Source organism: Belnapia sp. F-4-1 (genome assembly GCF_000802185.1).
In the GTDB taxonomy this organism is placed as follows: Bacteria; Pseudomonadota; Alphaproteobacteria; order Acetobacterales; family Acetobacteraceae; genus Belnapia.
In genome coordinates, this window is record NZ_KN676113.1 from 2,702,477 (window position 1) to 2,728,530 (window position 26,054).

At 71.6% G+C, this 26,054-nt stretch carries 28 protein-coding genes and 1 tRNA gene; 12 read left to right on the top strand and 17 right to left on the bottom strand.

The window, feature by feature from the left end:
• The first annotated feature begins 5 nt into the window (after positions 1-5).
• Positions 6-1,109 (top strand): LLM class flavin-dependent oxidoreductase, encoded by a 1,104-nt coding sequence (locus LH62_RS12765; RefSeq protein WP_043361780.1) that lies wholly within the window; start codon positions 6-8, stop codon positions 1,107-1,109.
• A 118-nt stretch (positions 1,110-1,227) separates the two neighbouring features.
• Here the strand turns inward: LH62_RS12765 and LH62_RS12770 are convergent, their stop codons facing one another.
• Positions 1,228-1,812, bottom strand: coding sequence for a TetR/AcrR family transcriptional regulator (locus LH62_RS12770; protein ID WP_043361783.1), 585 nt, complete (start codon positions 1,810-1,812; stop codon positions 1,228-1,230).
• A 126-nt stretch (positions 1,813-1,938) separates the two neighbouring features.
• On the opposite strand from LH62_RS12770, the gene LH62_RS12775 reads away from it, so the two are divergent.
• Together LH62_RS12775 and LH62_RS12780 are read left to right on the top strand one after the other, a co-directional pair.
• Entirely contained in the window at positions 1,939-3,135 is a 1,197-nt protein-coding gene (locus LH62_RS12775) for an efflux RND transporter periplasmic adaptor subunit (RefSeq protein ID WP_082012539.1), read from the top strand.
• Between the two features lie 24 nt (positions 3,136-3,159).
• On the top strand, positions 3,160-6,324 hold the full coding sequence (locus LH62_RS12780) for an efflux RND transporter permease subunit (protein WP_043361786.1): 3,165 nt from the start codon (positions 3,160-3,162) through the stop codon (positions 6,322-6,324).
• Between the two features lie 50 nt (positions 6,325-6,374).
• Here LH62_RS12780 and LH62_RS12785 read toward each other — a convergent pair.
• The 3 genes from LH62_RS12785 to LH62_RS12790 form a co-directional block, all read right to left on the bottom strand.
• Positions 6,375-6,450: transfer RNA gene (locus LH62_RS12785), tRNA-Glu, on the bottom strand.
• Positions 6,451-6,492: 42 nt separating this feature from the next.
• Positions 6,493-6,738: a DUF2256 domain-containing protein gene (locus tag LH62_RS29340; protein ID WP_369796764.1), complete on the bottom strand. Its 246-nt coding sequence runs from the start codon at positions 6,736-6,738 to the stop codon at positions 6,493-6,495.
• Complete coding sequence (locus LH62_RS12790; protein WP_144404471.1) at positions 6,651-6,926, bottom strand: DUF6476 family protein; 276 nt, start codon at positions 6,924-6,926, stop codon at positions 6,651-6,653. The genes LH62_RS29340 and LH62_RS12790 overlap by 88 nt, the downstream gene beginning before the upstream one ends.
• 28 nt (positions 6,927-6,954) lie before the next feature.
• On the opposite strand from LH62_RS12790, the gene LH62_RS12795 reads away from it, so the two are divergent.
• The 3 genes from LH62_RS12795 (at position 6,955) to LH62_RS12805 (ending at position 9,629) form a co-directional block, all read left to right on the top strand.
• Complete coding sequence (locus LH62_RS12795) at positions 6,955-7,908, top strand: RluA family pseudouridine synthase (protein ID WP_043361788.1); 954 nt, start codon at positions 6,955-6,957, stop codon at positions 7,906-7,908.
• 240 nt (positions 7,909-8,148) lie between these two features.
• The gene (gene rpoH, locus LH62_RS12800; RefSeq protein WP_201445489.1) at positions 8,149-9,030 is read left to right on the top strand and encodes an RNA polymerase sigma factor RpoH; all 882 of its coding nucleotides are present in this window, start codon (positions 8,149-8,151) and stop codon (positions 9,028-9,030) included.
• A 92-nt stretch (positions 9,031-9,122) separates the two neighbouring features.
• A complete protein-coding gene (locus tag LH62_RS12805; RefSeq protein ID WP_052214349.1) occupies positions 9,123-9,629 on the top strand; it encodes a VOC family protein in 507 nt (168 codons plus the stop codon).
• On the opposite strand, the gene LH62_RS12810 is transcribed toward LH62_RS12805, so the two are convergent.
• Positions 9,618-10,349 carry a metallophosphoesterase gene (locus tag LH62_RS12810; RefSeq protein ID WP_043361789.1) on the bottom strand — a complete coding sequence of 244 codons (732 nt, stop codon included), beginning with the start codon at positions 10,347-10,349 and terminating at the stop codon, positions 9,618-9,620. The two genes, LH62_RS12805 and LH62_RS12810, sit on opposite strands and share 12 nt — an antisense overlap.
• Positions 10,346-10,840 carry an FAD-binding domain-containing protein gene (locus LH62_RS12815; RefSeq protein ID WP_043361791.1) on the bottom strand — a complete coding sequence of 165 codons (495 nt, stop codon included), beginning with the start codon at positions 10,838-10,840 and terminating at the stop codon, positions 10,346-10,348. Before LH62_RS12815 ends, LH62_RS12810 begins: the two co-directional genes overlap by 4 nt.
• A 165-nt stretch (positions 10,841-11,005) precedes the next feature.
• Here LH62_RS12815 and LH62_RS12820 point away from each other — a divergent pair, with 165 nt between their 5' ends.
• Complete coding sequence (locus LH62_RS12820) at positions 11,006-11,584, top strand: fasciclin domain-containing protein (protein ID WP_043361794.1); 579 nt, start codon at positions 11,006-11,008, stop codon at positions 11,582-11,584.
• Here LH62_RS12820 and pdeM read toward each other — a convergent pair.
• Genes pdeM through LH62_RS28350 form a run of 3 tightly spaced genes read right to left on the bottom strand, consistent with a single transcriptional unit; the run spans position 11,562 to position 15,864 of the window.
• Positions 11,562-12,284, bottom strand: coding sequence for a ligase-associated DNA damage response endonuclease PdeM (gene pdeM / locus LH62_RS12825; protein WP_052214352.1), 723 nt, complete (start codon positions 12,282-12,284; stop codon positions 11,562-11,564). The two genes, LH62_RS12820 and pdeM, sit on opposite strands and share 23 nt — an antisense overlap.
• Complete coding sequence (locus LH62_RS12830; RefSeq protein WP_082012544.1) at positions 12,281-14,827, bottom strand: ligase-associated DNA damage response DEXH box helicase; 2,547 nt, start codon at positions 14,825-14,827, stop codon at positions 12,281-12,283. The genes pdeM and LH62_RS12830 overlap by 4 nt, the downstream gene beginning before the upstream one ends.
• Positions 14,828-14,868: 41 nt before the next feature.
• On the bottom strand, positions 14,869-15,864 hold the full coding sequence (locus LH62_RS28350) for a sensor histidine kinase (protein ID WP_052214354.1): 996 nt from the start codon (positions 15,862-15,864) through the stop codon (positions 14,869-14,871).
• A 346-nt stretch (positions 15,865-16,210) separates the two neighbouring features.
• On the opposite strand from LH62_RS28350, the gene LH62_RS12840 reads away from it, so the two are divergent.
• Positions 16,211-17,257: a ligase-associated DNA damage response exonuclease gene (locus LH62_RS12840; protein WP_043361797.1), complete on the top strand. Its 1,047-nt coding sequence runs from the start codon at positions 16,211-16,213 to the stop codon at positions 17,255-17,257.
• Positions 17,254-18,873 carry a cisplatin damage response ATP-dependent DNA ligase gene (locus LH62_RS12845; RefSeq protein ID WP_043361800.1) on the top strand — a complete coding sequence of 540 codons (1,620 nt, stop codon included), beginning with the start codon at positions 17,254-17,256 and terminating at the stop codon, positions 18,871-18,873. Before LH62_RS12840 ends, LH62_RS12845 begins: the two co-directional genes overlap by 4 nt.
• Here LH62_RS12845 and LH62_RS31140 read toward each other — a convergent pair.
• Genes LH62_RS31140 through LH62_RS12870 form a run of 6 tightly spaced genes read right to left on the bottom strand, consistent with a single transcriptional unit; the run spans position 18,867 to position 22,785 of the window.
• Positions 18,867-19,004, bottom strand: a complete 138-nt coding sequence (locus LH62_RS31140; protein ID WP_160299833.1) for a hypothetical protein — start codon at positions 19,002-19,004, stop codon at positions 18,867-18,869. The genes LH62_RS12845 and LH62_RS31140 overlap by 7 nt on opposite strands.
• A 15-nt stretch (positions 19,005-19,019) precedes the next feature.
• The gene (locus LH62_RS12850; protein ID WP_201445490.1) at positions 19,020-19,886 is read right to left on the bottom strand and encodes a GNAT family N-acetyltransferase; all 867 of its coding nucleotides are present in this window, start codon (positions 19,884-19,886) and stop codon (positions 19,020-19,022) included.
• Positions 19,883-20,044 carry a hypothetical protein gene (locus LH62_RS31145; RefSeq protein WP_160299834.1) on the bottom strand — a complete coding sequence of 54 codons (162 nt, stop codon included), beginning with the start codon at positions 20,042-20,044 and terminating at the stop codon, positions 19,883-19,885. Before LH62_RS31145 ends, LH62_RS12850 begins: the two co-directional genes overlap by 4 nt.
• A gap of 44 nt (positions 20,045-20,088) precedes the next feature.
• The gene (locus LH62_RS12860; RefSeq protein ID WP_043361804.1) at positions 20,089-21,426 is read right to left on the bottom strand and encodes an FAD-binding oxidoreductase; all 1,338 of its coding nucleotides are present in this window, start codon (positions 21,424-21,426) and stop codon (positions 20,089-20,091) included.
• Between the two features lie 28 nt (positions 21,427-21,454).
• Entirely contained in the window at positions 21,455-22,126 is a 672-nt protein-coding gene (locus LH62_RS12865) for a haloacid dehalogenase type II (protein ID WP_043361807.1), read from the bottom strand.
• The gene (locus LH62_RS12870) at positions 22,123-22,785 is read right to left on the bottom strand and encodes a TetR/AcrR family transcriptional regulator (protein ID WP_082012545.1); all 663 of its coding nucleotides are present in this window, start codon (positions 22,783-22,785) and stop codon (positions 22,123-22,125) included. The genes LH62_RS12865 and LH62_RS12870 overlap by 4 nt, the downstream gene beginning before the upstream one ends.
• A gap of 75 nt (positions 22,786-22,860) precedes the next feature.
• Here LH62_RS12870 and bdcA point away from each other — a divergent pair, with 75 nt between their 5' ends.
• Positions 22,861-23,574, top strand: coding sequence for an SDR family oxidoreductase (gene bdcA / locus LH62_RS12875; protein ID WP_043361810.1), 714 nt, complete (start codon positions 22,861-22,863; stop codon positions 23,572-23,574).
• Positions 23,575-23,627: 53 nt separating this feature from the next.
• On the opposite strand, the gene LH62_RS12880 is transcribed toward bdcA, so the two are convergent.
• Together LH62_RS12880 and LH62_RS12885 are read right to left on the bottom strand one after the other, a co-directional pair.
• Entirely contained in the window at positions 23,628-24,359 is a 732-nt protein-coding gene (locus tag LH62_RS12880; RefSeq protein ID WP_052214356.1) for a sensor histidine kinase, read from the bottom strand.
• Positions 24,360-24,364: 5 nt separating this feature from the next.
• A complete protein-coding gene (locus tag LH62_RS12885; RefSeq protein ID WP_043361811.1) occupies positions 24,365-25,060 on the bottom strand; it encodes a winged helix-turn-helix transcriptional regulator in 696 nt (231 codons plus the stop codon).
• A gap of 56 nt (positions 25,061-25,116) precedes the next feature.
• On the opposite strand from LH62_RS12885, the gene LH62_RS12890 reads away from it, so the two are divergent.
• A complete protein-coding gene (locus tag LH62_RS12890; protein WP_043361813.1) occupies positions 25,117-25,551 on the top strand; it encodes a VOC family protein in 435 nt (144 codons plus the stop codon).
• A 67-nt stretch (positions 25,552-25,618) separates the two neighbouring features.
• Positions 25,619-26,011, top strand: a complete 393-nt coding sequence (locus tag LH62_RS12895; RefSeq protein ID WP_043361816.1) for a hypothetical protein — start codon at positions 25,619-25,621, stop codon at positions 26,009-26,011.
• Positions 26,012-26,054 lie beyond the last annotated feature (43 nt).

The following is a 26,054-nucleotide window of genomic DNA, read 5'->3' on the forward strand; positions in this document are numbered from 1 at the left end:
CCAGGATGACCCATCCGCTCGAATTCATCGGGATGATTTCGCACCGGGCGCAGTCCGAGATCCACCCGCCGCAGGGGGCGGTGGTCGACCCCGCCTACATTCAGCGCTTCGCCCAGGCGCATGAGGCTGCGGGGTTCGACCGCATCCTCGTCGCCTGGGGCAGCTCCTCGCCGGATGCGCTGCTCGTTGCCAGCCATGCGGCGGCGGGGACGCGGCGCATCGGCTTCATGGTGGCGCACCGGCCGGGCTTCATCGCGCCGACGCTGGCGGCGCGGCAATTCGCCACCTTCGACCAGCTCACCGGCGGGCGGGCGGCGATCCACGTCATCAGCGGCGGCAGCCCGGTGGAGCAGCGGAAGGACGGCGACTGGCTCGACCACGGCCAGCGCTACGCGCGCTCGGAGGAATACACCGCGCTGCTGAAGCGGCTGTGGACGGAGGAGAAGCCCTTCAGCCACGAGGGGACCTACTACCGCTTCGAGGGTGGCTTCTCCGAGGTGAAGCCGGTGCAGAAGCCGCATATCCCGGTCTTCTTCGGCGGTTCCTCGGATGTGGCGATCGACATCGCCGGGCGCATCGCCGATGTCTATGCCTTCTGGGGCGAGACGCTGGACCAGGCGCGGGAGACGATCGGGCGAGTCCGGGCAAGCGTGGCGAAGGCGGGGCGGGACCCGGCCTCGATCCGCTTCAGCATGTCCTTCCGGCCGGTGCTGGGGGCAACCGACGAGGCGGCCTGGGCGCGAGCCGACCGCATCATCGCCCGCATCCGCGAGCTGCGTGCCGATGCGGTGGGCGGCGGCGGGCCGAAGCCGGAGAGCGTCGGCTCGCAGCGGCTGCTGGAGGCGGCGAAGGGCGGCCGGGTGCGCGACACGCGGCTTTGGACGGAGGTGGCGGCGGCCGTCGGCGCCGGAGCGAATACCACGGGGCTGGTCGGCACGGCGGAGGGCATCGCCGAGACGCTGGCCGACTATCATGCGCTCGGGGTGACGACCTTCCTCATCCGCGGCTTCGACCCGCTGGAGGATGCCGCGGCCTATGGGCGCGAGCTGCTGCCGGCGACGCGGGCGGCGATCGCGGCGCGGGGCGGGCTGGCGGTGGCGGCGGAGTAAGCTTCCTACCGAAGCTTCGCAGCTTTGCGGGGGGAGGCGGATGATCGCCTGCCTCCCAAGGTCTCGCACCGCCTTCTGCGGCAGGGCGCCGGATAGGGGCCGGTTCCGGCAGGCGCGATCAGGCCGGCTTGCCAAGAACGTCCATGATCGCCGCCGTGCTCTGCCGCAGCACGGTGGCGGCCTGCGGGCCGCCCATATAGGGCAGGCTGCACCAGGCGCCGTCGATCAGCATGGCGAGCGTGTCGCCGAGCAGCACCGGGTCGGCGGCGCCGGCCTCACGCGCCAGCCCGGCGAGCTGGTCGCGGATGCGCGACTTGTAGGCGGCGACGAGGCGGAAGGTCGGGTGGCCGGGGTCACGGAACTCGGCCTGGGCCAGCAGCAGCGGGCAGCCGCAAAAATCCGGTTTCTCCAGCTTGTCGGCGATGGCGGCGATCACCGCGCGCAGCTTCTCCGCCGGGGCCGTGGCGAGGGCGGTGGCCTCGGCGAACCAGGCGTCGTAGGCCGCGGCATCCTCCTCGAGGATGGCGGCGACCAGCGCGTCCTTGCTCGGATAGCTGCGGTAGAGGCTCATCTTGGTCGCCTCGGCGACGCGGCAGACCTCCTCGATCCCGGTCGCGCGGATGCCCTGGCGGTGGAACAGGTCCTTGGCCGCGCTGTGGATGCGCTGGGCGGCTTTCGGCCTGTCGGCGGTCGCGCTGGACATGTTCACTCCCATTCTCGCGATGCCGGAACCATGCGGCAGCGCAAAATCGGCTCTTGATGATACCGACCGGTCACTTACTATATAGGACGAACCGGTCGGTAACATACCCGGCCCCGGAGATAAGTGATGCTCCCCGATCCCCGCAAGGCCCCTGTCGCGACAAAGGGTACAAGCCCCTGGCTCGGCTGGCTGGCCCGGACTCTTCCCGCCCCCGCTACCCTTGTCCTGATTGCCGGCACCGGCCTCACCGCCCCGGCCCTCGCCCAGGGCACTCCACCAGCACCAAGCGTCGTCGTCGCCACCCCGCTCGCCCGGCAGGTCACCGAATGGGACGAGCACACGGCTCGCATCGAGCCCTCGGCCCGGGTCGAAATCCGCCCACGGGTTGCCGGCCAGGTGGCGGAGGTGCATTTCCGCGACGGCGCGCTGGTGCGGACGGGCGACCTGCTCTTCACCATCGATCAGCGGCCCTTCCGGATCGCGGTCGAGACCGCCCGCGCCGAGCTGGCCCGCAACGAGGCGCGGCTGACCCTCGCCGAGCAGCAGGTGCAGCGCTACGCGCCGCTGGTGCAGCAGCGCTTCGCGCCGGAGTCCGAGATGGACACCCGCCGCAGCACGCTGCGCGAGGCGCAGGCCGGCATCGCCGCCGCCCGCGCCGCGCTGCACCAGGCGGAGCTCGAGCTGGAATGGACCGAGATCCGCGCGCCGCGGCCGGGCCGCATCAGCGACCGCCGCGTCGATGCCGGCAACCTGGTGCAGCAGGGCACCACGCTGATGACGACGCTGCTCACCCTCGACCCGGTCTATGCCACCTTCGATGCCAGCGAGGCGCAGTATCTCCGCTTCGCCCGGGCGGCGCGGGGCGGGCTGCGCGAGGGCAGCGCCACCGTGCAGCTCCGCCTGCTGGACGAGGCGGAGTTCGGGCATGAGGGGCGGCTCGACTTCGTCGACACCGCCTTCGACGCGCGCAGCGGCACTATCCGCGGCCGTGCCGTGGTGCCGAACCCGGACCTGTTCCTGACGCCGGGCAGCTTCGCCCGCCTGCGCCTGCAGGCCGGGGAGACGCCGGCGCTGATGGTGCCGGATGCCGCCGTCACCGCCGACCAGTCCGGCCGGATGCTGCTGACCGTGGGCGCGGATGGCACCGTCGCGCCGCGCACGGTGCAGCTCGGCCCACTCGTCGATGGGCTGCGCGTCGTCCGCAGCGGCCTGGGACCCGACGACCGGGTGATCATCGGCGGGCTGCACCGTGCCCGGCCGGGCACCAAGGTCGCCACCGAGCAGGGCCGCATCGGCCCGAGCCCGATCGCCGCCGCGCAATAACCGCACCCTGAAAGACCCCGTGCCGTGCGCCTCGCCCGCTTCTTCATCGACCGCCCGGTCTTCGCCGCGGTGCTGTCGATCGCCATCACCCTCATCGGCGCGCTGGCCGCGCTGCGGCTGCCCATCGCCGAATATCCCGAGATCGCGCCGCCCACCGTGCAGGTGACGGCGCTTTATCCCGGCGCCTCCGCCGAGACGATCGCCGGCACCGTCGCCGGGCCGATCGAGCAGGAGGTGAACGGGGTGGACGGGATGCTCTACCTTTCCTCGCAATCGACCGGCGACGGGCGGGTGACGATCAGCGTCGTCTTCCGCCAAGGCGTCGATGTCGATCAGGCGCAGGTGCTGGTGCAGAACCGCGTCGCCATCGCCGAGCCGCGCCTGCCGGAGGACGTGCGGCGCCTCGGCATCACCGTGAAGAAGGCCTCGCCCGACCTGCTGATGGTCGTGCACCTCATCTCGCCGGATGGCAGCCGCAGCCCGGACTACGTCTCCAACTATGCGACGCTCGCCATCAAGGACCGGCTGACCCGGCTGGACGGCGTGGGCGATGCGCAGGTCTTCGGCGCGCGGGACTATGCGATGCGCGTCTGGCTCGACCCGGACCGTACGGCGGCGCGCGGCCTCTCGCCGGGCGACGTGGTGCAGGCCCTGCAGCGCGCCAATGCGCAGGTCGCGGCGGGCGCCATCGGCCAGGCGCCGCGCGCGGCGGAGGCGGGCGCCTTCGAGGTGAGCGTGCAGGCGCAGGGGCGGCTCGCCTCGCCCGAGCAGTTCGACGAGCAGGTGGTGGCGACGGGCGCGGGCGGCGCGCCGGTGCGGCTGCGCGACCTGGCGCGGACGGAGATCGGCGCGGCCGACTACACGATCAACGCGCTGCTGAACAACCAGGTGGCGACGGCCATCGTCATCTTCCAAAGGCCGGGCAGCAACGCGCTGCAGACGGCGGCCGCGGTGCGGGCGACGATGGAGGAGGCGGCGCCGGGCTTCCCCTCCGGCATCGGCTACAGCGTGGTCTACGACCCGACGCGCTTCATCGCCCAGAGCATGGAGGCGGTGGTCCACACCTTCGCCGAGGCCGTGGCGCTGGTGGTGCTGGTGGTGATCCTCTTCCTGCAGAATTGGCGGGCGGCGGTGATCCCGCTGCTGGCCATCCCGGTCTCCATCATCGGCACCTTCGGCGTGCTGCTGGCGCTCGGCTTCACGCTGAACTCGCTGACCATGTTCGGCCTGATCCTCGCCATCGGCATCGTCGTCGACGACGCCATCGTCGTCGTCGAGAATGCCGAGCGGCACATGGCGGAGGGAATGTCGCCGCTCGAGGCGGCGCGGCGGACGATGGACGAGGTGGGCTTCGCCCTGATCGCCATCGCGCTGGTGCTGGTCGCGGTCTTCCTGCCGACGGCCTTCATCACCGGCATCGCGGGCGCCTTCTACAAGCAGTTCGCGGCGACGATCTCGGTGGCGACGCTGCTCTCGGCGCTGGTCTCGCTGACGCTCTCGCCGGCGCTGGCGGCGCTGCTGCTGAAGCCGCACGGGCATGGGCCGCGCTCGCGCTGGCTGCTGCCGGTCGGGCTGTTCTTCCGCGGCTTCAACTGGGTCTTCGACCGGCTTTCGCTCGGCTATGGCGGGCTGACGCGGCGGCTGGTGCGGCTGCCGGTGCTGCTGCTGCTGGTCTATGGCGGGCTGCTGGCGCTGACCGGGCAGACCGTGCTGTCCACGCCGACCGGGCTGATCCCGCCGCTCGACCGCGGCTACTTCATCGCCGCCTTCCAGCTGCCGCCGGGCGCCAGCCTCAGCCGGACGGATGCGGTGGTGCGGCGTGCCTCGGATGCGATCCTGGCGACGCCGGGCGTCGAGAGCGCCGTCGCCTTCGTCGGCTTCGACGGCGCGACCTTCACCAATGCGCCGAATACCGGCGTGGTCTTCGCCAGCCTGAAGCCCTTCGAGGAGCGCACGCATGAAGGGCTGACCGGCAACGGCATCCTCGCCGACCTGCAGCGCCGGCTGATGACGGAGCAGGATGCGCAGGTGCTCGTCATCCCGCCGCCGCCGGTGCCCGGCATCGGCACGGGCGGCGGCTTCAAGCTGATGATTCAGGACCGCGCTGGCCGCGGCCCGGCAGAGCTGGAGCGGGCGACGCAGCAGGTGATGATGGCGGCGAACGGGACGCCGGGCATCGCCTTCGCCTTCAGCCTGTTCAACACGGCGACGCCGCAGATCCACGCGGAGATCGACCGGACGCGGGCGGAGATGCTCGGCGTGCCGATCTCCCGCGTGCATGAGGCGATGGCGGTCTATATGGGCTCGGCCTTCGTCAACGACTTCAACCTGCTCGGCCGCACCTGGCGCGTCACTGCCCAGGCCGACATGCAGCACCGCATGGCGGTGGAGGATATCGCGCGGCTGCGCACCCGCAGCGACGACGGGTCGATGGTGCCGCTCGGCAGCCTCGCCACCTTCCGCGAGACTTCCGGCCCCTATCGCGTGCCGCGCTACAACCTTTATCCGGCGGCTGAATTGCAGGGGGCGGCGCTGCCGGGCGTCTCCACCGGCCAGGCGATTGCCGCCATGGAGGAGGTGCTGAAGACGAGCCTGCCGGAGGGCTTCGGCTACGAGTGGACGGAGCTGGCCCTGCAGGAGCGGATCGCGGGCAATACCGCGCCGATCGCCTTCGGCTTCGCCGTGGTCTTCGTCTTCCTCGTGCTGGCGGCGATGTATGAGAGCTGGCTGTTGCCGGTGGCCGTGGTGCTGATCGCGCCGATGTCGGTGCTGGCGGCGCTGGCCGGCGTGAAGCATGTCGGGCTCGACAACAACGTGCTGGTGCAGGTCGGGCTGGTGGTGCTGGTCGGGCTGGCGGCGAAGAACGCGATCCTCATCGTGGAATTCGCCCGCGCGGCCGAGGATGAGGGCATGAGCCGCTGGGACGCCGCCGTCGCCGCGGCGCGGACCCGGCTGCGGCCGATCCTGATGACCAGCCTCGCCTTCATCCTCGGCGTGCTGCCGCTGACGGTGGCGACGGGGGCGGGGGCGGAGATGCGCCAGAGCCTCGGCGTCGCCGTGTTCTACGGCATGCTGGGGGTGACGCTGTTCGGCCTGGTCTTCACCCCGGTCTTCTATGTGGTGGCGCGCGCGCTGGCGCGCCGCCGGGGGAGGCCGGTGGAAGGCGCGGCGCAGGTGGCCCGGCCATGAGCCGGGCCCCACGGGGCCGATTCGCACGGATGGTCTCGGGGAAAGCTCGCTGGCGTCCCATAGGGGATTCGAACCCCTGTTGCCGCCGTGAGAGGGCGGTGTCCTAGGCCTCTAGACGAATGGGACAAGGCCGCGAGGCGCGCTTTCTAGCCGCGACCGGGCCCGGGATCAAGCGCCCTTCCGGTGTTTTTCTTTTGCTTTCGCGTAGCGGCCGCTGCGGCATGCCTCGGAGCAGAAGCGAACCTGCTCCCAGTCCCGCGCCCATTTGCGGCGCCAGGCAAAGGGCCGGCCGCAGGCAGCGCAGATCTTCTGCGGCAGGGGCGGCTTCATCGGCCGAGGCGGATCTCGCCGCTGACCCGGCCGCGCTTCGGGTCCACCACCAGCACCCGGTCGCCATCCGGGCGCTGGACCCATATGCCGATGCCGCTCTCGCTGGCGGCGATGCCGGCGATGCGCGCCCCGTCCGGCTGGTCGAGCGCCGCCTGCCAGGCCGCGCCCGCCCCGCCGCCGCCGGCCCGCTGGACGAGCAGCGCAACCAGGGCCACGGTGCCGCCGACGATCAGCACCCCCATCACGACGACCAGGACCTTGAGCGCTCTCACCGCGACCCCCTCCAAGACCTTCACCGCCATGGCGGGGCCCGAGGCCGCCGGCACCCGCGCCGACCGCTTCCTGGCGGACGCGATAGGTTCGCTCTCGCGCTCCCGCGTCAAGGCACTGATCGCGGCCGGGGCCGCGACGCGGGACGGCAAGCCGCTGCGCGATGCCGCCGAGGCGGTGCGGGCGGGCAGCACCTATGCCCTTGCCATCCCGCCCGCGACCGATGCGCTGCCGCTGCCGCAGGACATCCCGCTGACGATCCTGTTTGAGGACCGCGACCTGATCGTGCTCGACAAGCCGGCGGGGCTCGTCGTCCACCCGGCGCCGGGCAACCAGGACGGCACGCTGGTGAACGCGTTGCTGGCCCATGCGGGGGAGGAGCTGGAGGGAATCGGCGGCGAGAAGCGGCCGGGCATCGTCCACCGGCTGGACAAGGACACCTCGGGGGTCATGGTCGTCGCCAAGACGGAGCGGGCGCTGCGGACCCTTTCCGAGACCTTCGCCAACCGGGACCTCGACCGGGAGTACCTGGCGCTGGCCTGGGGGGTGCCGCAGCCGCCGGCGGCCGAGATCGAGGGCGATATCGGCCGCCACCCGACCGACCGGAAGCGCATGGCCGTCGTCACCCGCAACGGCAAGCACGCGCTCACCCGCTATGCGACGGAACGCGCCTGGGGCGCCGCCTGTGCTTTGCTGCGCTGCCGGCTGGCGACGGGGCGAACGCATCAGATCCGGGTGCATCTGGCGGAGCGGGGACATCCGCTGGTGGGCGACCCGGTCTATCTCCGCCGCACCCCGGCCGCGGCGCGGTTGCTGGCGGAGCCGGCACGAGGGGCGCTGCTGGCCTTCCCGCGGCAGGCGCTGCATGCGGCGAGCCTCGGCTTCCGCCATCCGGTGACGGGGGAGGCGCTTCAGTTCGGCGTACCGCCACCCGCGGATTTCGCCGCGCTGCTGGGCATCCTGACCAAGGATGGCGGTGCGTAACGCCGAGTAACCAAGCGCGAAAGTCGGATTTTTGTTGCATCGCGGCACCACTTGCGCTAAAAAATGCCTCGGCAGCGGCCTCCGGGTGCCAAGACCCATATCGCAGCCTTGCTCGCCTCGTCGTGACCGGGGCAGGCGCGGTCGGGTGGGCCCGGAGCACGTTCAACTGCCAGATTCGTCGTTGGTCCAGGGCGCCGCCGTCACGGGGTGCCTCGCCAGCGCAGGAGGCAGATATCCGTTATGGCTTCCAGCTCTGTTATCCCCATTGCCCCCGAAGGCAACCTTTCGCGCTACCTCCAGGAGATTCGGAAATTTCCGATGCTCGCCCCGGAGGAGGAGCTCGATCTTGCCAAGCGGTGGAAAGAGCATGGCGATGAGCGGGCCGCGCATAAGCTCGTTACCAGCCACCTTCGCCTCGTCGCCAAGATCGCCATGGGCTATCGCGGCTACGGGCTGCCGGTCGGTGAGCTGATCTCCGAGGGCAATGTCGGCATGATGCAGGCGGTGAAGCGGTTCGACCCGGACCGCGGCTTCCGCCTCGCCACCTATGCCATGTGGTGGATTCGCGCGGCCATCCAGGAATACATCCTGCACAGCTGGTCGCTCGTGAAGATGGGCACGACCGCCGCGCAGAAGAAGCTGTTCTTCAACCTCCGCCGGCTGAAGGCCCAGATGTCGGCGCTGGAGGATGGCGACCTGCAATCCGAGCAGGTGGAGAAGATCGCCCGCGTCCTCCAGGTGCCGGAGCAGGACGTGGTGTCGATGAATCGCCGCCTCGCCTCGCCCGACCACAGCCTCAACGCGCCCGTCCGCGCCGATAGCGAGGGCGAGTGGCAGGACTGGCTGGTGGACGACCAGGAGACGCAGGAAAGCGAGCTTTCCGACCGCGAGGACCTGTCCAACCGCCGCATGCTGCTGGGCGAGGCGCTGAAGACGCTGAACGAGCGGGAGCGCCACATCCTGATCGAGCGGCGGCTGAAGGACGAGCCGACCACGCTCGAGGAGCTTTCGCAGCAGTATAACATCAGCCGCGAGCGCGTGCGCCAGATCGAGGTGCGCGCCTTCGAGAAGCTGCAGAAGAGCATGAAGAACCAGATCGTCGAGCGCAGGCTCGCGGTCTGACCATATGGGCGGCCGATGGCCGCCATTGGGACTGATGATTGGCGCCGCCCCCCAGGGCGGCGCCATTGTTTTTGGGCGAAGGAGACCATCCGATGTCCGAAGCCCCGCCCGCCAGCCCCGCCCATCCCGCCATGCGGATCGGCCATGTCCATCTGAAGGTCGCCGATCTGGGCCGCGCGCTCGGCTTCTGGCGCGACGTGATCGGGCTTGAGGTGCAGCAGCGCATGGGCGACCGCGCCGTCTTCCTTTCCGCCGGGGGCTATCACCACCACATCGCCCTCAACACCTGGGAAAGCGCGGGCGGCGCCTGGCCACCGTCGGGAACGACCGGTCTCTATCACGTGGCGCTGCTCTACCCGGACCGCGCGGCGCTCGCCGTGGCGCTGCGGCGGGTGATGGAGGCGGGCGTGCCGCTCGAGGGCGCCGCGGATCACGGCGTCTCCGAGGCGATCTATCTCCGTGACCCGGACGGCAATGGCGTGGAGCTCTACCGCGACCGCGCGCCCGAGGAGTGGCCGCGCGATGCGGCGGGCGAACTCGCCATGGTCAACCGGCGGCTCGACCTCCAGGCGCTGCTGGCCGAAGCCTCACCAAGCTAGGTCGATCCAGGAGAGGTGGCCGCCCTTGCCGGCGCCGGTATCGAGGAAGATGGCCCGCCCCCCGGACGCGCCCGGCTGGATATAGGGCCGGCCGTCGGTCGATCGGCGCTCATGCCCGCAGTAGAGCGTGTAGCCGACCGGGATGCGGTCCACCCAATCATGCAGGCGCTCGGGATAGCCATCGGCCATCATCCGCCCGGTCACCTGGCCGAAGAGGGCGCGGGAGAGCAGCGGGTCCGGCTTGCGGGTGCCGGCATCGGGCGGCGAGGGCTCACGCAGCATGCGCGGGTGCCAGCCGGCATGGACGAAGAGCGACTGGCCAAGTCGGAGCCAGGCCGGGGCCGCGGCGATGGCGGCGATGGCGCGGGATGTCAGCGCCGCGCCATCCGGTGCCTCGGCGAGTTGCGAGAGCGTCCGTCCGAGCCCTTCCGGCGCCATCCGCACGCGCTGGCCGATCAGCGCGCGGCGCAGCTTGTGGTCGTGGTTGCCGAGCAGGAAGCGGCCGCGCCCGGCATCGAGAAGGCCGAGCATCCGCCGCAGCACGGCCGGGCTGTCCGGGCCATGGTCGGTCAGGTCGCCGAGCTGGAGGATGAACAGCCGCTCCGCCTCCGCCCCCGCCACCGCATGCTCGAAGGCAGCGGCCTCGCCATGCACGTCGCCGACAATGCGCAGGCCCCGGAAGCCGCGGGCGGCGAGGTCGGCCTGGGCAGCGTCCGTCACGCCGCCAGCTCCCACTCGACGCGCAGGTGGGCGAAGGCATCAAGGGCGTGGCGGCGGCCCTCCTCCGGCAGCACCGCGGGGGCGGGACAGTGGCGGCCGATGACGATGCCCGCCTCGTGCAGCACCGCCTCCGGCGCCTCCCAGGGACGGTGCAGCCAGCGCTTCGGCAGCCGCGCCAGCTCCGGCACGAAGCGGCGGACATGGGCGCCTTCGGGGTCGAATTTCTCGCTCTGGAGCGCCGGGTTGAAGACGCGGAAATAGGGCGGGGCATCCATCCCGCTGCCGACGATCGCCAGCGCCTCGGCCAGCGCGGCGAGGGAGTGGTGCAGCAGCCACCAGCGGGCGGCGCCGCCCGGGGGCCAGCGCCCGGCCGCGGCATCGTCCAGAACATAAACCGGCAAGGGGGGCCACCCGGCGGCGGCGAGGACGGGGTTGTCGGCGAGGCGCAGATCCTGGCGGAACCAGAGCAGGGCAGGGGAGGCGTCGGTCATCGACGGTATGTAGGCGGCCCTGCCGGATGCGCGACATGCCCTCACCTCATGACGGCAACGCGAGAGAGCGAACCGATGCGGTGCAGTCGCGTTCCGCAACCGCACGGGTGCGATCCCGTTCGCCGACAATCAGCCGTCCTCATCAACCGAAAAGGTCGAATTCACATGCTTACCTTACATCGCCGTCATTTCCTCGCAACCGCTTTCGCAGGCGGCACGATCCTGACGGGCCTCCGCCCCGGCCAGGCACAGACCCGCAACGTGATGGAGACCCTGGCCGCCGATGGCCGGTTCAACCGCTTCATCGACCTCATCACCCAGGCCGGCATCACCGACCAGCTGCGCTCCACGGCGAGCGTGACGGTCTTCGCCCCCGTCGATCCGGCCTTCGACGTGGTCAATGCCCGCATCACCGAGCTGGCCGCGCAGGGCTCCGGCAACATCAATCAGAACAGCGCCGACCCGCTGCGGCTGCGCGAGTTCCTGGCCTACCACATCGTTTCCGGCTCCATGCCCTCCTCCGGCCTGCTGGACGGGCGGCGCTTCAAGACGGTGAACGGCGCCGAGATCCTGGTCGCCAATGACGGCAGCAAGATCGCGGTCAGCAACCCGGCGCCGGAGCGGCAGACGGGCAGCTTCGGCGCGGGCGGGCTGAACGTGCAGGCGCCGGCGCTGGTGGTCGGGCCTGACATTATCGCCAACAACGGCATCATCCACGCCGTCAGCCAGGTGCTGTTCCCGTAAGGGCGGGCTGCGGGGCGGGGCCGGCATTCATGCTGAACAGCCGCTCCCGCCCCAGCAGGAAGAGACGGGCGCCGCGCGGGAAGAGGCCGGCAATGGCCGGGTCCCGCGCGTCGAGCCCGCCGGTATAGGCGCCGAAGGCGGGCAGGACGAGGCGCCTTCCGTCCGCGACGAAGCAGGGGCGGGTGATGCCCCCGGCCCGCGTCGCCATGGTCGCCTTCGGGTGGAAGTGGCCGGAAACCTCGCCGCCCGCAGCCATGGCGAAGCGCGAGGCGGCCGGCCGCGCCTGGTGGCGGAAAACGAGCGGTCCGTCGCGCACTTCCTCCGCTGCCATGCCCGGCAGGCCTTCGGGCGGCTCCGGATCGTGGTTGCCGAGCACCCAGAGCATCTCGATGCCCACCAGCATGCGGTGCAGGGCCTCCAGCTCCGCCGGCGGCAGGCGGCTGGCGCCGTGGCGGTCGTGGAAGCTGTCGCCGAGGGCGATGATCCGCGCCGGCTTCCAGCGCCGCAGCAGCAGGGCGAGGCGGGAGAGCGTTTCCCGCGTGTCGTAGGGCGGCAGGAAGCGCCCGGCGGCGGCGAAGGCGCTGCCCTTCTCCAGGTGCAGGTCGGCGACGACGAGGGTGCGCCGCGCCGGCCAGTGCAGCACGCCGGCCGGGTCGAGCATCAGCCGCTCGCCACCCAGGTGGATCGGTGCGGCGCTCATGCCTGGCCGAGGCTCTTCGGCGCGTTGCGGATGAAGCGGTTGCGGCGTGGGCGCTCGCGGTGGCGCGGCTTGTCCACGTCGCGCGGGCGGATGGCGATGCCCTCCGTCACCTCGGCGAGCAGGCCGGAGAAGAGCTCGGCGCCGCCGGTCACCTCGCCGACCAGCGCCTCGGCCTCGGCGAGCAGCGCGTCCTCGGCGCCGCCGGCGACCCATTCGCGCCCCTCCTCGATCAGCGCCGGCACGGCCAGCGGCGAGACGCGATTGAGGGAGCGATGGATGATGCGGCCGCGGGCGCGGGCCAGCAGCAGGCCGATGCGGGCGACATCCGTCAGGCCGCCCGCCGCCTCCTGCCGCGTCGCGCGCATCAGGATGTGGTCGGGCTCGTGCTTGCGCAGCACGTCGTAGATCAGGTCGGCATTCATGGTCATCTGGCGCGGGCGCTTTTCCTGCCCCGGGTGGTTCTTCTCGAGCAGCCCGGCGATGGTGGCGATGTTGCGGAAGGTGCGGCGGAGCATGGAGCTCTCGGCCATCCATTCCTCCAGCTCCTCGCCGAGGATGTCCTCCTCGAAGAGGTGCTCCACCTCCGTCGGCTCGAAGGCGGACCAGGTGGCGAGGACATAGTCGGTGGCGAGGTAGCCGAGCGGGCCGAAGCCGGCGCGCTCCATCCGCTTGGTGACGAGCATGCCGAGCGTCTGGTGCGCCAGCCGCCCCTCGAAGCAATAGGCAACGAGGAACCACCGCCCGCCGCGCGGGAAGGTTTCTATGAGTAGCCCGTCCTTGGGAGGCAGCATGCTCTGGCGGCGCTGCAGCTTCAGCCAGTCCTGCACCGCGACGGGCAGCAGGCGCCACTTGCGCGGGTCGTTGATGATCTCCCGCACCCTCGCCGCGAGCCAGGTGGAAAGCGGCATGCGCGAGCCGGCATAGGCGGGCACCCGCGGCTCGCCCTCGCCGCCGCGGGAGACGACGGCGCTGACGCCGTCCAGCACCTCGAAGCGCAGCGTCTGCCCGGCGAAGATGAAGCAGTCGCCGGCGACGAGGGTGGAGATGAACCACTCCTCCACCTCGCCCAGCACCGGGCCGCCGCGCAGGCGCACCTTCAGCAGCGGCGTCTCCACGATGGTGCCGAGATTCATCCGCAGCTGGCGGGCGACGTGCTGGTCGCGCACATGCACGAGCCCCTCGGCGTCGCGGAACAGCTTGCGGAAGCGCTCATAGACGCGGAGCGCGTAGCCGCCATTCTCGACGAAGCCGAGCACGTCGTCGAAGTCGCGGCGGGTGAGGGCGGCATAGGGGGCGGCGCGGCGGACCTCCTCGTAGAGGTCGTCGGGGTGGAAGGGGGCGTGGCAGGCCATGGCCAGGATGTGCTGGGCCAGCACGTCGAGCCCGCCGGGGCGCGGCGCGTCGCCGTCCAGCTCCTCGTGCCGCACGGCTTCCAGCGCCGCGGTGCACTCGATCACCTCGAAGCGGTTGGCCGGGACCAGCACGGCGCGGGAGGGCTCGTCCATCCGGTGGTTGGCGCGTCCGACGCGTTGCAGCAGCCGGGCGACGCCCTTCGGCGCGCCGACCTGGATCACCTGGTCCACATCGCCCCAGTCGATGCCGAGGTCGAGCGAGGCGGTCGCCACCACCGCGCGCAGCTTTCCGGCGGCCATCGCCGCCTCCACCTTGCGGCGCTGCTCGACGGTGAGGCTGCCATGGTGCAGGGCGATCGAGAGGTTGTCCTCGTTCAGCCGCCAGAGCGCCTGGAAGCAGAGCTCCGACTGGGCACGGGTGTTGACGAAGACGATGGTGACGCGCGCCGCCTGGATGCGCCGGTAGACCTCGGGCATGGAGGCGAGGCCCATATGGCCGCCCCAGGGCAGCCGGCCTTCGGGCAGCGTGATCGACAGCTCCGGCGGCGCGCCGCCGCGCACCTGGACGAGGCGCACGCCCTCGGCCTCGCCACTGGGGGAAAGAAAGGCGCGCAGCGGCTCCGGATGGGCGACCGTCGCCGAAAGGCCGACGCGCCGTGCCCCGGGCGCCAGCCGGCCGAGCCGGGCGAGGGCGAGGGCCAGCTGGTCGCCGCGCTTGGTGCCGGCAAGGGCGTGGATCTCATCGACGATGACGGCGCCGAGCCCGGCGAAAACCTCTCCCGCCTCGGGCTGGGAAAGCAGCAGGGCGAGGCTCTCGGGCGTGGTCAGCAGGATGTTCGGCGGGTCGGCGCGCTGCCGGGCGCGGCGGTTCTGCGGGGTGTCGCCCGTCCGCGTCTCGATGCGGATGGACAGCCCCATCTCCTCGACCGGCGCCATCAGGTTGCGGGCGATGTCGACGGCGAGCGCCTTCAGCGGCGAAATGTAGAGGGTGTGGAGGCCGGGGCGTGGATGGCGGGCGAGGTCGACGAGGCTCGGCAGGAAACCCGCCAGGGTCTTGCCGCCGCCGGTCGGCGCGACCAACAGCGCGGACTCGCCCGCCTGCCCCGCCCGCAGCAGGGCAAGCTGGTGCGGGCGCGGCGTCCAGCCTCGCCCGGCGAACCAGGCGGCAAACGGTTCCGGCAATGTTCCCATCTGCCCCCTATATGGCGGGGCCGGGCGGACTCGGGAAGGCGTTACCCGCAGGCGAAGCGAAGCGTCGCCTTGGTTCCGCCATCGACATCGAGCCGCAGGCTGGCATGCGCCTGCCGCGCCAGCCGTGGCACGAGGTGCAGGCCGAGGCAGCCCTGCGGCGTGTTGCGCTTCTGCGCCTCCGGCAGGCCGATGCCGTCATCCGCCACCATCAACTCGCCGAGGCCGGGCGCCGGCCGACGCAACGCCACGCGGATGGTGCCGGCGGGGCGGTCGGTGAAGGCGTGGCGGGCGGCGTTCACCACCAGCTCGTTGACGATGAGGGCCAGCGGGGTCGCCTGGGAGACGGGCAGCAGCAGGTCTTGCTCCATGTCGGCCTCGATCACGATGCCGGGGCGGCCTACCACGTCCACCGCGGCCCGCGCGGTGGCCAGCAGCTCCGTGCCGAGGTCGATCGTGGCATTCTCGGCGATGCGGAACATGCGGTCCTGCACCAGCGTCGCCAGCATCACCCGGGTGGCGGCGCCGCGCAGGGCGGCGGCGACCTCGGGGCTGGTGGCACGGCTGGCCTGCAGGCCGAGGAAGGAGGTGGTGGCCTGGGCGTTGTTCTTCACCCGGTGGTGCAGCTCGGCGAGCAGCAGCTCGCGCTCGGCCAGGGCGCGGCGGCGCTCCTCCATCGCCTGGCGCATATCGGTGATGTCGACGCAGGAGCCGAGGAAGCCGGTGAACTGGCCATCCTGGCAGAGCGGCCGCGCGGTCTCGAGCAGCCAGCGCCATTCGCCGTCATGCCGACGCAGGCGGAAGTCGAGGGTGAAGGGGGCGCGGCTGGCAAAGCCCTGCTCGCAGACCTGCTCGCAGCGTGCGCGGTCCTCCGGGTGCACGCCCCCGATCCAGCCGAAGCCCAACTCGGCCTCCAGCGGCCGGCCGGTGAAGTCGAGCCAGGGCTGGTTGAAGAAGGTCCGCGCCCGGTCAGGTCCGGCCTGCCAGAGCATCACCGGAGCATAGTCCACCAGCAGGGACGGCTCCGCCTGTGCTGCCATCCTGGCTTCCGTGGCCTCCCCTTGCCCTGGCGACATCCAATTCCTCTGCCCTTCATCGATGCCGCGACGCCGCATGGCCGTTGCAGATACGGTCCTGTGTGACGCGCGAGACGACCAGAGGTTTCCTGACTGCGACCCGGCGCACGCTGCTGGGAACGGCGTGCCGGGCGCGAGGTTGCGGCCACGTCCGGAACGACCCAGCCCCGGCTGCGCCGCCCACCCGATCGGCCCCCTGTCGTGGCGGACTGTCCTCAGCCCAGAGGCTATTTGTCCACACCTGCAACGGATCGCTGGCGGGAAGGTGATGGGTTGAAGCCGGGCCGCGCATGGCCAAGCTTCTCCCGTCATGCCCCATCCCGAAACCTGGCTCCGGGTCCTGCCCGACGGGCTGTTCTGCGAGCCCGGCGGCTTCTTCATCGACCCGGTGCGTCCGGTGGAGCGGGCCGTCATCACCCATGGCCATGCCGACCATGCCCGCCCCGGCCATCAAGCGGTGCTGGCGACGCCGGAGACGCTCGCCATCATGCGGGCGCGGATGGGGGAGGGGGCCGGGGTCACCCAGCAGGCGATGCGCCATGGCGAGGTGCTGCAGCAGGGCGAGGTGACGATCCGCCTCGTGCCGGCCGGGCATGTGCTGGGCTCGGCGCAGGTGGTGATGGAGTGGCGGGGTAGCCGGGCGGTCGTTTCCGGCGACTACAAGCGGCAGGCGGATGCCACCTGCCTGCCCTTTGAGCCCGTCCCCTGCGACGTCTTCGTCACCGAAGCGACCTTCGCCCTGCCGGTCTTCCGCCACCCGGACCCGGCGCATGAGGTGGCGAAGCTGCTGAAGAGCCTCGCCCTCTTCCCGGAGCGGACGCATGTGGTCGGCTGCTACGCGCTGGGGAAGTGCCAGCGGCTGATCACCCTGATCCGTGCGGCGGGCTGGGACCGGCCGATCCACCTGCATGGCGCGCAGCAGCCGCTCTGCCGGCTCTACGAGGAGCTTGACATCCGCCTCGGCGAGCTGCGTCCGGCGACCGTCGCCAACAAGGCGGAGCTGCGCGGGGCGATCGTGCTCGCCCCGCCCTCGGCCATCGCCGACCGCTGGGCGCGGCGGCTGGCGGAACCGGTGACGGCGCTCGCCAGCGGCTGGATGCGGGTGCGCCAGCGGGCGAAGCTGCGCGGCGTCGAGTTGCCCATGGTCATCAGCGACCATGCCGACTGGCCGGACCTCAACCGCACCATCGACGAGGTGGGCGCGCCGGAGGTCTGGGTGACGCATGGGCGGGACGATGCGCTGGTGCATGCGCTGGCGGGGCGCGGCATCCGCGGCCGGGCGCTGCACCTCGTCGGGCTCGGCGAGGACGAGGACGAGGCGGTGGCCGAGGCGCCCGAGGGAACCCCTGCGGCATGAGCGTCCCGGCCTTCGCGGAGCTGCTGGAGCGGCTGGTCTTCACCCCGGGCCGCAATGCCAAGCTTGCCCTGCTGCGCGACTGGTTTGCCACCCAGCCGGACCCGGATCGTGGTGTAGGATTGGCCGCGCTGACCGAGGAGCTGGTCTTCACCGCCGCCAAGCCGGCGATGATCCGCGACCTCGCCGCCGCCCGGACGGACCCGGTGCTGCTCGCCCTCAGCCATGACTATGTCGGCGATTTGGCCGAGACGGTGGCGCTGATCTGGCCTGAGCGTGCCGGCGTCAATGCCCCGGCGCCCAGCCTCTCCGAGGTGGTGGAGGCGCTGGAGGTGACGCCGAAGGCGGAGCTGCCGGGGCTGATCGCCGGCTGGCTGGATACGCTCGATTCCGGCGGGCGGCTGGCGCTCATCAAGCTGATCACCGGGGGCCTGCGCGTCGGCGTCTCGGGGCGGCTGGCGCGCGTCGCGCTGGCCGAGTGGTCGGGCAAGCCGGTGGAGGAGATCGAGGAGATCTGGCACGGCGTCGCCCCGCCCTACCTGCCGATCTTCCGCTGGCTCGAAGGCCATGCGGAACGGCCCGACCCGCGCGACGCCCCGGTCTTCCGCCCGCTGATGCTCGCCCATCCGCTGGAGGACCGCGACCTCGCCGCGCTCGACCCGGCGGCCTACCGCGCCGAGTGGAAATGGGACGGCATCCGCGTCCAGCTCACCGCAGGGCCGGGTGGGCGGCGCATTTGGAGCCGGGGCGGGGAGGACATCTCGGGCGGCTTCCCCGAGATCGTCGAGGCGATGGACTTCCACGCCGTGCTCGATGGCGAGCTGCTGGTGATCCGTGACGGCGCCGTCGCCCCCTTCGCCGACCTGCAGCAGCGGCTGAACCGCAAGCTGGTCGGGCCGAAGATGCTGCGCGACTACCCGGTCGGCGTCAGGCTCTACGACCTGCTCTTCGAGGGCGGCGAGGACCTGCGCCCGCTGCCCTTCGATGCGCGCCGCCAGCGGCTGGAGGCCTGGGTGGAACGCCACGCGCCGCCGCGCATGGACCTCTCGGCGCTGATCGCCTTTGCTTCCGTCGCGCAGCTTTCCGAGGTGCGGGACGGGGCGCGGGCCGCCTCCATCGAGGGGCTGATGCTGAAGCGCGCCGACAGCCCCTATCTCGCCGGCCGGCAGAAAGGGATGTGGTGGAAGTGGAAGCGCGACCCGCTCAGCATCGACGCGGTGCTGATGTACGCCCAGCGTGGCCATGGCAAGCGCAGCAGCTTCTATTCCGACTACACCTTCGGCCTCTGGCGCCCGGTGGGGGGCGGTGGGGAGGAGCTGGTGCCGGTCGGCAAGGCCTATTCCGGCTACACGGATGAGGAGCTGGGCTGGCTCGACCGTTGGATCAGGAACCACACGACCAGCCGCTTCGGCCCGGTGCGGGAGGTGGAGAAGGCGCTGGTGCTGGAGGTGATCTTCGACGCCGCGCAGCTTTCGGGGCGGCACAAGTCGGGCGTCGCCCTGCGCTTCCCCCGCATCGCCCGCATCCGCACCGACAAGCCGGCGAGCGAGGCGGACCGGCTAGAGAACCTGATGGCCTATGTCGAGGCGGGGCCGGCGGCGGAGGAGGACGCTCAGTAGCCCCGCCCCCGGTCGACGAGGCCGAGCATCGGCTCGCCGCGCCCGGCACTCACCAGGCTGTCCCGCTGGGCAGGGCAGCGAGGAAGGCCGCATCCGGCATCCCGCGTGTCTCCGACGCCGGCCCGCACCATCCCCGCGGTTTTTCCTCAGCCCAGGGACTGGCTGACCAGCGCGAAACTGCCCACCCTGCCGTCGCCGCGCGGCGGCATGCCGCGCACCATCATCCGGCCGGTATCCACCTCGGCCAAGCCGAGGGAGGACAGCCAGGGCGAGAGCCCGCTGTCCTCCGGCACATCGATGCGGACGAACTGCCCGGCCCGCCTGGCGAGCCCATCGGCCATCAGCGCCTGCGCCGAGGCCCGGTCGGGCGCCACCACCGGCCCCATCACCTGCCCACGCCCGAAGCGGCGGAGGAGGGTGAAGCCGATCGCCTCCCCATCCTGCTCCAGCACCATGCCCTCCGCGACGGGCAGCAGCGCGCCCATCAGCGCATCGCGCGGCAGGCCGAGCGCCCGGCGGTCCAGCGCGGCGAGCAGCGGCGCGCCCTCCCGGCCGGCGGGGCGGAGCCGCTGCCCCGGCGGCAGGGGGACGGGCGCCGTCGCCGCCACCTCGCCCTGGTGCTGGCGAATGAGGCCCAGGCTGGCGAAGCCCAGCTTGCGGTAGAGCGGCAAGCCGGCGACGGTGGCGCAGAGCATTACGCTCCGCTCGCCGAGGATGGCCAGCACGCCCTCGGTCAGCGCGCGCCCGAGGCCGCGGCCTTGGGCCGCCTCGGCGACCACCACCATGCCGAGGGTTGCTGCCGCCAGGCCGTAGCGCCAGCCGAGCGCCGTGCCGGCCAGGCGGCCATCCAGCTCCGCCGCCAGGCCCTCGCCGAGGGCAAGGGCGAAGGCCCAGTCCTCCAGCCGGTAGGGCCAGCGCAGCGCCGTGGTCAGTGCCTGCGCCGCCGGCAGGTCGGCGGCGGTCAACGCGCGGAGCTGCACCGTGCCATGGTCCATGGGAAGCCTCGCCATCATGCCTGCCTTCCATACCGGGCCATCACCCGGCCCCGGTCCCGGTCCTTGGCGCCTTCGATGGCCGCAGGCTGGTAAATCGGCAGGATCGGCAGCTCCTCCCGTAGGATTTCCCGCAGGCGAGTACAGGCGTCCTTGCGGCCCACCTCCAGCACGGCCACGCGCGCTGGGCCAGGGCGGCGGAGAGGCCCCTGCCTCCGCATCGTCACATCATCCCGGGCTTCTGGATGCGGGAGCCGTCGATCAGGCGCTCGTAGCGGAAGGGGGAGGGATCCACCGCGGGGGTGCGGCCCAGGATGAGGTCGGCGGCGAGCTGCCCGGCCCCCGGCCCGATCCCGAAGCCATGGCCGCTGTAGCCGGTGGAAAGGTAGAGGCCGGGGAGCACGCCCACCGGGGCGATCACCGGCACCGCATCCGGCGTGGAGTCGATCCAGCCGCCCCAGATGCGTCCCATCTTCACCCCCGCGAGCTCCGGGTAGGAGGTGGCAAGCTGCTTCAGGGCCGGCTCCGCCACGCCGGCCTTCGGTGCGGGGTCGAGGATGCGCATGTCCTCCGCCTCGAAGATCGTCGGGCGGTCCATGCGCCAGCGGCCGACCACGGCCTCGGGACCGCGGAAGAAGGAGGCGCCGATGCCGAACTTCACCATGTGCCGCCGTGCGACGAGCGTCGGCCAGAATTTCCGGGCGTAGCGCATGCCCTGCGGCGTGATCTCGATCTGGCCCCGGTTGTTGGCTGCGACGATGTAGCTGCCATCCTCGCGCCGGCCGATGGTGATGTCGGGCGTGTAGAGGCCGCCCGGCGTGATCTCCGGCGCCGGCTCGGTGAGGAAGACGGTGGAGCGGATGCTCGACTGCGGCAGGTCGAGCCCGTGGCGCCGCAGCAGCATCGAGGACCAGGCGCCGCCCGCGAGCAGGACCTGTGGCGCGCGGAGGCGGCCATGCTCGGTGACGACGCCGGCGATGCGGCCGCCCTCGATGTCGAGGCCGCGCACGGCGCAGCGCTGGTGGATGCCGGCACCGAGCTTCCGCGCGGCCGTGGCGATGGCGGGTGCCGCCTTGCGCGGCTCCGCGCGGCCGTCGCGCGGCGAATGGATGCCCCCAATCCAGCCGCCTGCGGGGCCGGGGACCATCGGAGCCACCTCCTCGGCTGAAAGGAGGCGGCTGTGGAACTGGTAGCCGCGGGCCATCTTCACCCAGCGGCGCCAGGTCTCCAGCTCGCTCTCGCTGCGCGTCGCATAGACGAGGCCGGTGCGGCGGAAGCCGACATCGATTCCGGCCTCGCGCGGCAGGCTGTCCCACAGCTCCATGCTGCGCAGCATGACCGGAATCTCGCGCTCGTCGCGGTTCTGCACCCGGCACCAGCCCCAGTTGCGGCTGGACTGCTCGCCGGCGATGACGCCCTTTTCCAGCAGGGCGACGCGCTGCCCCGCCTTCGCCAGGAAATAGGCGGCCGTCACCCCCGCGATGCCGCCGCCGATGATGGCGACATCCACCTCGGCGGGCAGGCTCGGGTCGCTGGCGACGGGATCGACGGGTGGCGACATGGCGCGGGCTCCGGGCGGGCTTGGGCGGTCAGAGGCCGAGCAGGCCCGGCAGGCCGCCGATATCGGCGATCTCGTGGAAACCGTAGAAGGCATTGCCGCGGGGCTCGTGGCCGCGATTGACCCAGGCCTTGTCGCGGATGCCGATGTCGTGCGCCGTCATCATGTCGTAGCGGAAGGAGGAGGAGACGTGCAGCAGCTCCTCCGGCCGCGCATCCAGCTGGCCCAGCATGTATTCGAAGGCCCGCAGGCGCGGCTTGTAGGCCTGCGCGCCCTCCGCCGTGAAGACGGCGTAGAAGGGCGCCTCCAGCTTCGCCACGTTGTGGTGGATCTGGTGGTTGGCGGCGTTGGAAAGGATGACGAGGGGGAATTCCTTCGCCACGCGCTTCAGCGGCTCCGCCACGTCCGGATGCGGGCCCCAGCTCGGCACGGCTTCCGAGAACCGGGCGCCGTCGCCCTCGCGGCAGGCGATCCCGTGCTTCGCGCAGGTGCGGCGCACGGCATTGTCCAGCACCTCGGCATAGGGCTTCCAGGCGCCGAGGACCTCGTCCAGCCGGTAGGCGCTGAAGTCGCGCAGGAAGGCATCCATGCGCTTCGCCGGCACGCGGCCTGCGAAGTGCTCGCGTGCGAGCGGGCCCATCTGGAAGTTGGTCAGGGTGCCGTAGCAGTCGAAGGTGATGTAGCGCGGGCGCGGATGGGTCATGGTGTCTCCTTCGGTCCGGCCGGGTTGCAGGGCGCCGCGTCCGTCACGCGGCCATCCCGGGGAGGTGGTCGGTCATGGACCGCCTGGGCGAGGCCAAGGCTGGCGAGGCGGGCCGTGGCGAGCAGGCGGTCCAGCCCCTGGCCGTCGCGGGCCATGGTGGAAAGGCCGGCCATCACGGTGACGACGTAGTCGGTCAGGCGTTCGGCCGCTTCCGGATGGCTGGCCGCGATGAACCGGCGGATGGTGTCCTCACCGGCGCCGGTCAGGGCGCGGGCCGCTGCTCGCGCCTCGGGGTCGTTGCAGCGGGCACCCTCGATGGCGAGGCAGCCGGCAGCGGCGGGGTCGGCGGCATAGCGGCGGGCGGCCTCCTCCAGCATGGCGGCGAGGGCTTCGGGCACCGGCCGGCCGGGGCGGAGGATCTCGGGGATGGGGAGGGCCCCGGTGCCGGTGTAGCGGCCCAGGATGCGGGCGTAGAGGCCGGCCTTGCTGCCGAAGGCGGCGTAGAAGCTGGGCGGGTTGATGCCAAGCGCCTCGGTGAGGTCGGCTACGCTGACGGCGTCGTAGCCGCGGGCATGGAACAGGCGCTGGGCGGTGGCGACGGCCTGCTCCGGGTCGAAGCGGCGGGGGCGGCCGCGGGCGCGCGGGAGATTTGTAGTCATTGATACAAAATGCCTTGACGGGGCCTCCGGGTGATTTATGTAGCTGTCACTACGTTAAATCTCAAGGAGGGCCTGATGGCCAGTGTTCAAGGTAAGTCCGTTCTCGTGCTCGGCGGTAGCCGGGGGATCGGGGCGGCGATCGTGCGGCGCTTCGCCGCCGATGGCGCGGCAGTGACCTTCACCTATGCCGGGTCGAAGGAGGCCGCGGAGCAACTGGCGGCGGAGACGGGCACCACGGCCGTGATGACCGACAGCGCCGACCGCGACGCCGTCATCGCGCGGGTGCGCGACAGCGGGCCGCTCGACGTGCTGGTAGTGAATGCCGGCGTGGTCGTCTACGGCGACCCGCTGGAGATGGACCCGGACGCGGTGGACCGGCTGATCCGCATCAACATCGCCGCGCCTTACCACGCTTCGGTGGAGGCGGCGCGGCGCATGCCGGAGGGCGGGCGGATCATCGTCATCGGTTCGGTCAACGGCGACCGGGTCTCTTTCCCCGGCGTATCGGCCTATGCGATGAGCAAGTCGGCGATGCAAAGCATGGCGCGCGGCCTGGCGCGGGATTTCGGCCCGCGCGGGATCACGGTAAACGTCGTGCAGCCCGGCCCGATCGACACCGACATGAACCCGGCGGACGGGCCGTTCAAGGACCTGGTCTACCCCAGCATGGCCTTCAAGCGGCACGGGCGGCCGGAGGACGTGGCGGGGATGGTCGCCTGGCTGGCGGGGCCGGAGGCGGGCTTCGTCACCGGGGCGATGCACACCATCGACGGCGGCTTCGGCGCCTGATCCTGCGGCGGGCGGGGTGGCCGGCGCACCACCCCGCCTTGCCGCCGGGCGGCTCAGAGCGAGACGAGGCGGGGGGCGAAGGGCAGGCGGATCATGCACTCGACCCCGGCGGGCGCGAAGTCGAGCCGGACCGCGGCATCGAACTCGCGCGACAACCCGCGCTCGATGAGCCTGGTGCCGAAGCCACGACTGGCCGGCACCCGGACCGGCGGCCCGCCACGTTCGCGCCAGTGGACCTCGAGCTGCGGCTTCTCCTTCGTGGTCCGGTCGATATGCCAGCCGACCTCGACGCCGCCGCCGGGTGCCGAGAGCGCGCCGTACTTGGCCGCATTCGTCGCCAGTTCATGGAAGGCGAGGTTGAGGGTGACCACCGCCGTCGGCGTCAGCCGCACCGGGGGGCCCTGCAGCGACAACCGGTCCTGCCCAACCTTCGTGGCATAGGGGGCCAGGGTCTGCCGGACGATGTCGCGGAGCGAGGCACCCTCCCAGGAGCTACGGGTCAGCAGGTCGTGCGAGCGGGCGAGCGCGGCCAGCCGGGCCACCAGCGCGTCCTGGAAATCGGCCGGCGTCGGCGCGTAGCGCCGGCTCTGGATCGTCACCGACTGCACCACGGCCAGCGTGTTCTTGACCGTGTGGTCGAGCTCCCGCAGCAGCACCAGGCGCCTTTCCTCCTCCCGCCGCGGCTCCGTGCGGTCGCGCATGATCTTGAGGAAGCCCCGGCTCTTGCCGTCCGGCCCGGCGGCGAGCGGCACCAGAACGGCGCCGCCGGAGGTGGCCGGCCGCACGCAGGCTATCCCTGCTGCGTCCCGGCCTTCTCCGGCAGCGGGAAGAGGGTGAGGAAGCGCGCCGCCAGCGCCCGGTCGCCCTCGACCCGCAGCGTACCGGCCGCCTCCAGCGCCGCGAGCGGCTGGCCGCCATAGATCGCGGCGGCGATGGCCGCCGGCGCCCCGTCGAGGACCAGCTCGGCCCCCTCGACTGGCCCGGCGGCGATGGCAATCCGGCCGCCGTCCAGCCGTGCCAGGTAGCGCTCCTGCCCCAGGCGGAGGCCGATCCGCGCGCTGAGCCCCCCGGCCCGCCCCGCATCCAGCATGGTGCGGAGCGAGAGCAGCAGCGAAGCGGCGCTGAAGGGCAGGCTCGGGTCGTGGTGCGGCGAGCGCGCGGCCCAGCGGCCGAGCGCCTGGAAGATCGGCTCGCTCTCCATCCCCCAGTCGGTCAGCGCATAGACCTGGGCCGAGGCCGGGGGAGGCAGGCGGCGCCGCGCCACCACCCCGGCGGCTTCCAGCCCGGCCAGGCGCTGGGTCAGCACATTGGCGCTGATGCCGGGCAGGCTCGCGCGCAGCTCGCCGAAGCGCCGGGGGCCGAAGATCAGCTCCCGCATCACCAGCAGCGCCCAGCGCTCGCCGACCAGGTCGAGGGCATGGGCGGCGGCGCAGGCATCCTCGTACCAGCGGCGCGGCTCGAGGTTAGTTATTTTTTCTGACTCCATGGTTGCAAAATATAACTATTCGGGCGAGGCTGGCCAAGCCCCAGGAGGAAAACGCCATGCCGAAGCTGATCTTCGTGAACCTGCCCGTCACCGACCTGACGCGGTCGATCGCTTTCTACGAGGCCGTCGGCGCAACGCTGGACCGCCGCTTCACCGACGAGACCGCCGCCTGCATGGTCTTCTCCGAAACCATCCATGTCATGCTGCTGACCCATGGCAAGTACCGGCAGTTCACCGCCAAGCCGATCGCCGATGCCCATGCCTCGAGCGCCGCGCTGATCTGCCTTTCCGCCGAAAGCCGCGCCGAGGTGGATGCCATGGTCGAGCGGGCGGGTGATGCCGGCGGCGCCAGGGACCCGGGCAAGCTGCAGGATTACGGCTTCATGTATGGCCGCAGCTTCGAGGATCCGGACGGCCATCACTGGGAGATCATGTGGATGGACCTCGAGGCGGCGAAGGCCGCGATGGGGCAGGGGCAGGTGGCATCCTGAGGGGACGGCTCGACCTCGCGGAATTTCGGCGCTCCACTGCGGGCGAAAGCCAAGCGGAGCCCGCCCCATGCGCTTCAACCACGTCGCCAACCGGCTGAACCCCGAGCATTTCGAGACGGTGGTCGCGCTCTTCACCGCGCGGCTCGGCTTCGCCGTGCTGCGGCGGACGGAGCGCGCCATCTGGCTCCGGCAGCCGGGGGCGAATATCGACCTGCAATTCAGCCGCAGCGACACGCCGGGGCGGGATGCGGACAAGCTTCGCTCCCAGGTCTCCTTCCTCAGCGAGACGCCGCGGGAGGAACTGGAGGCGCTGGCCGCCTGGCTGGCAGGGCAGGGGGTCGAGGCGCGGGTCGGCGCCTATTCGCCGCGGGAATTCTACCTCGACGCCCCGGCGGCCTTCGTCGATTTCGTTGTCGAGGCCATGCGGCCGGAACTGGCCGACTATCCCCTGGACGAATAGGGGCGTGAGCCCCTTGCATCCCCCCCGGCCCCCTGCCACACCC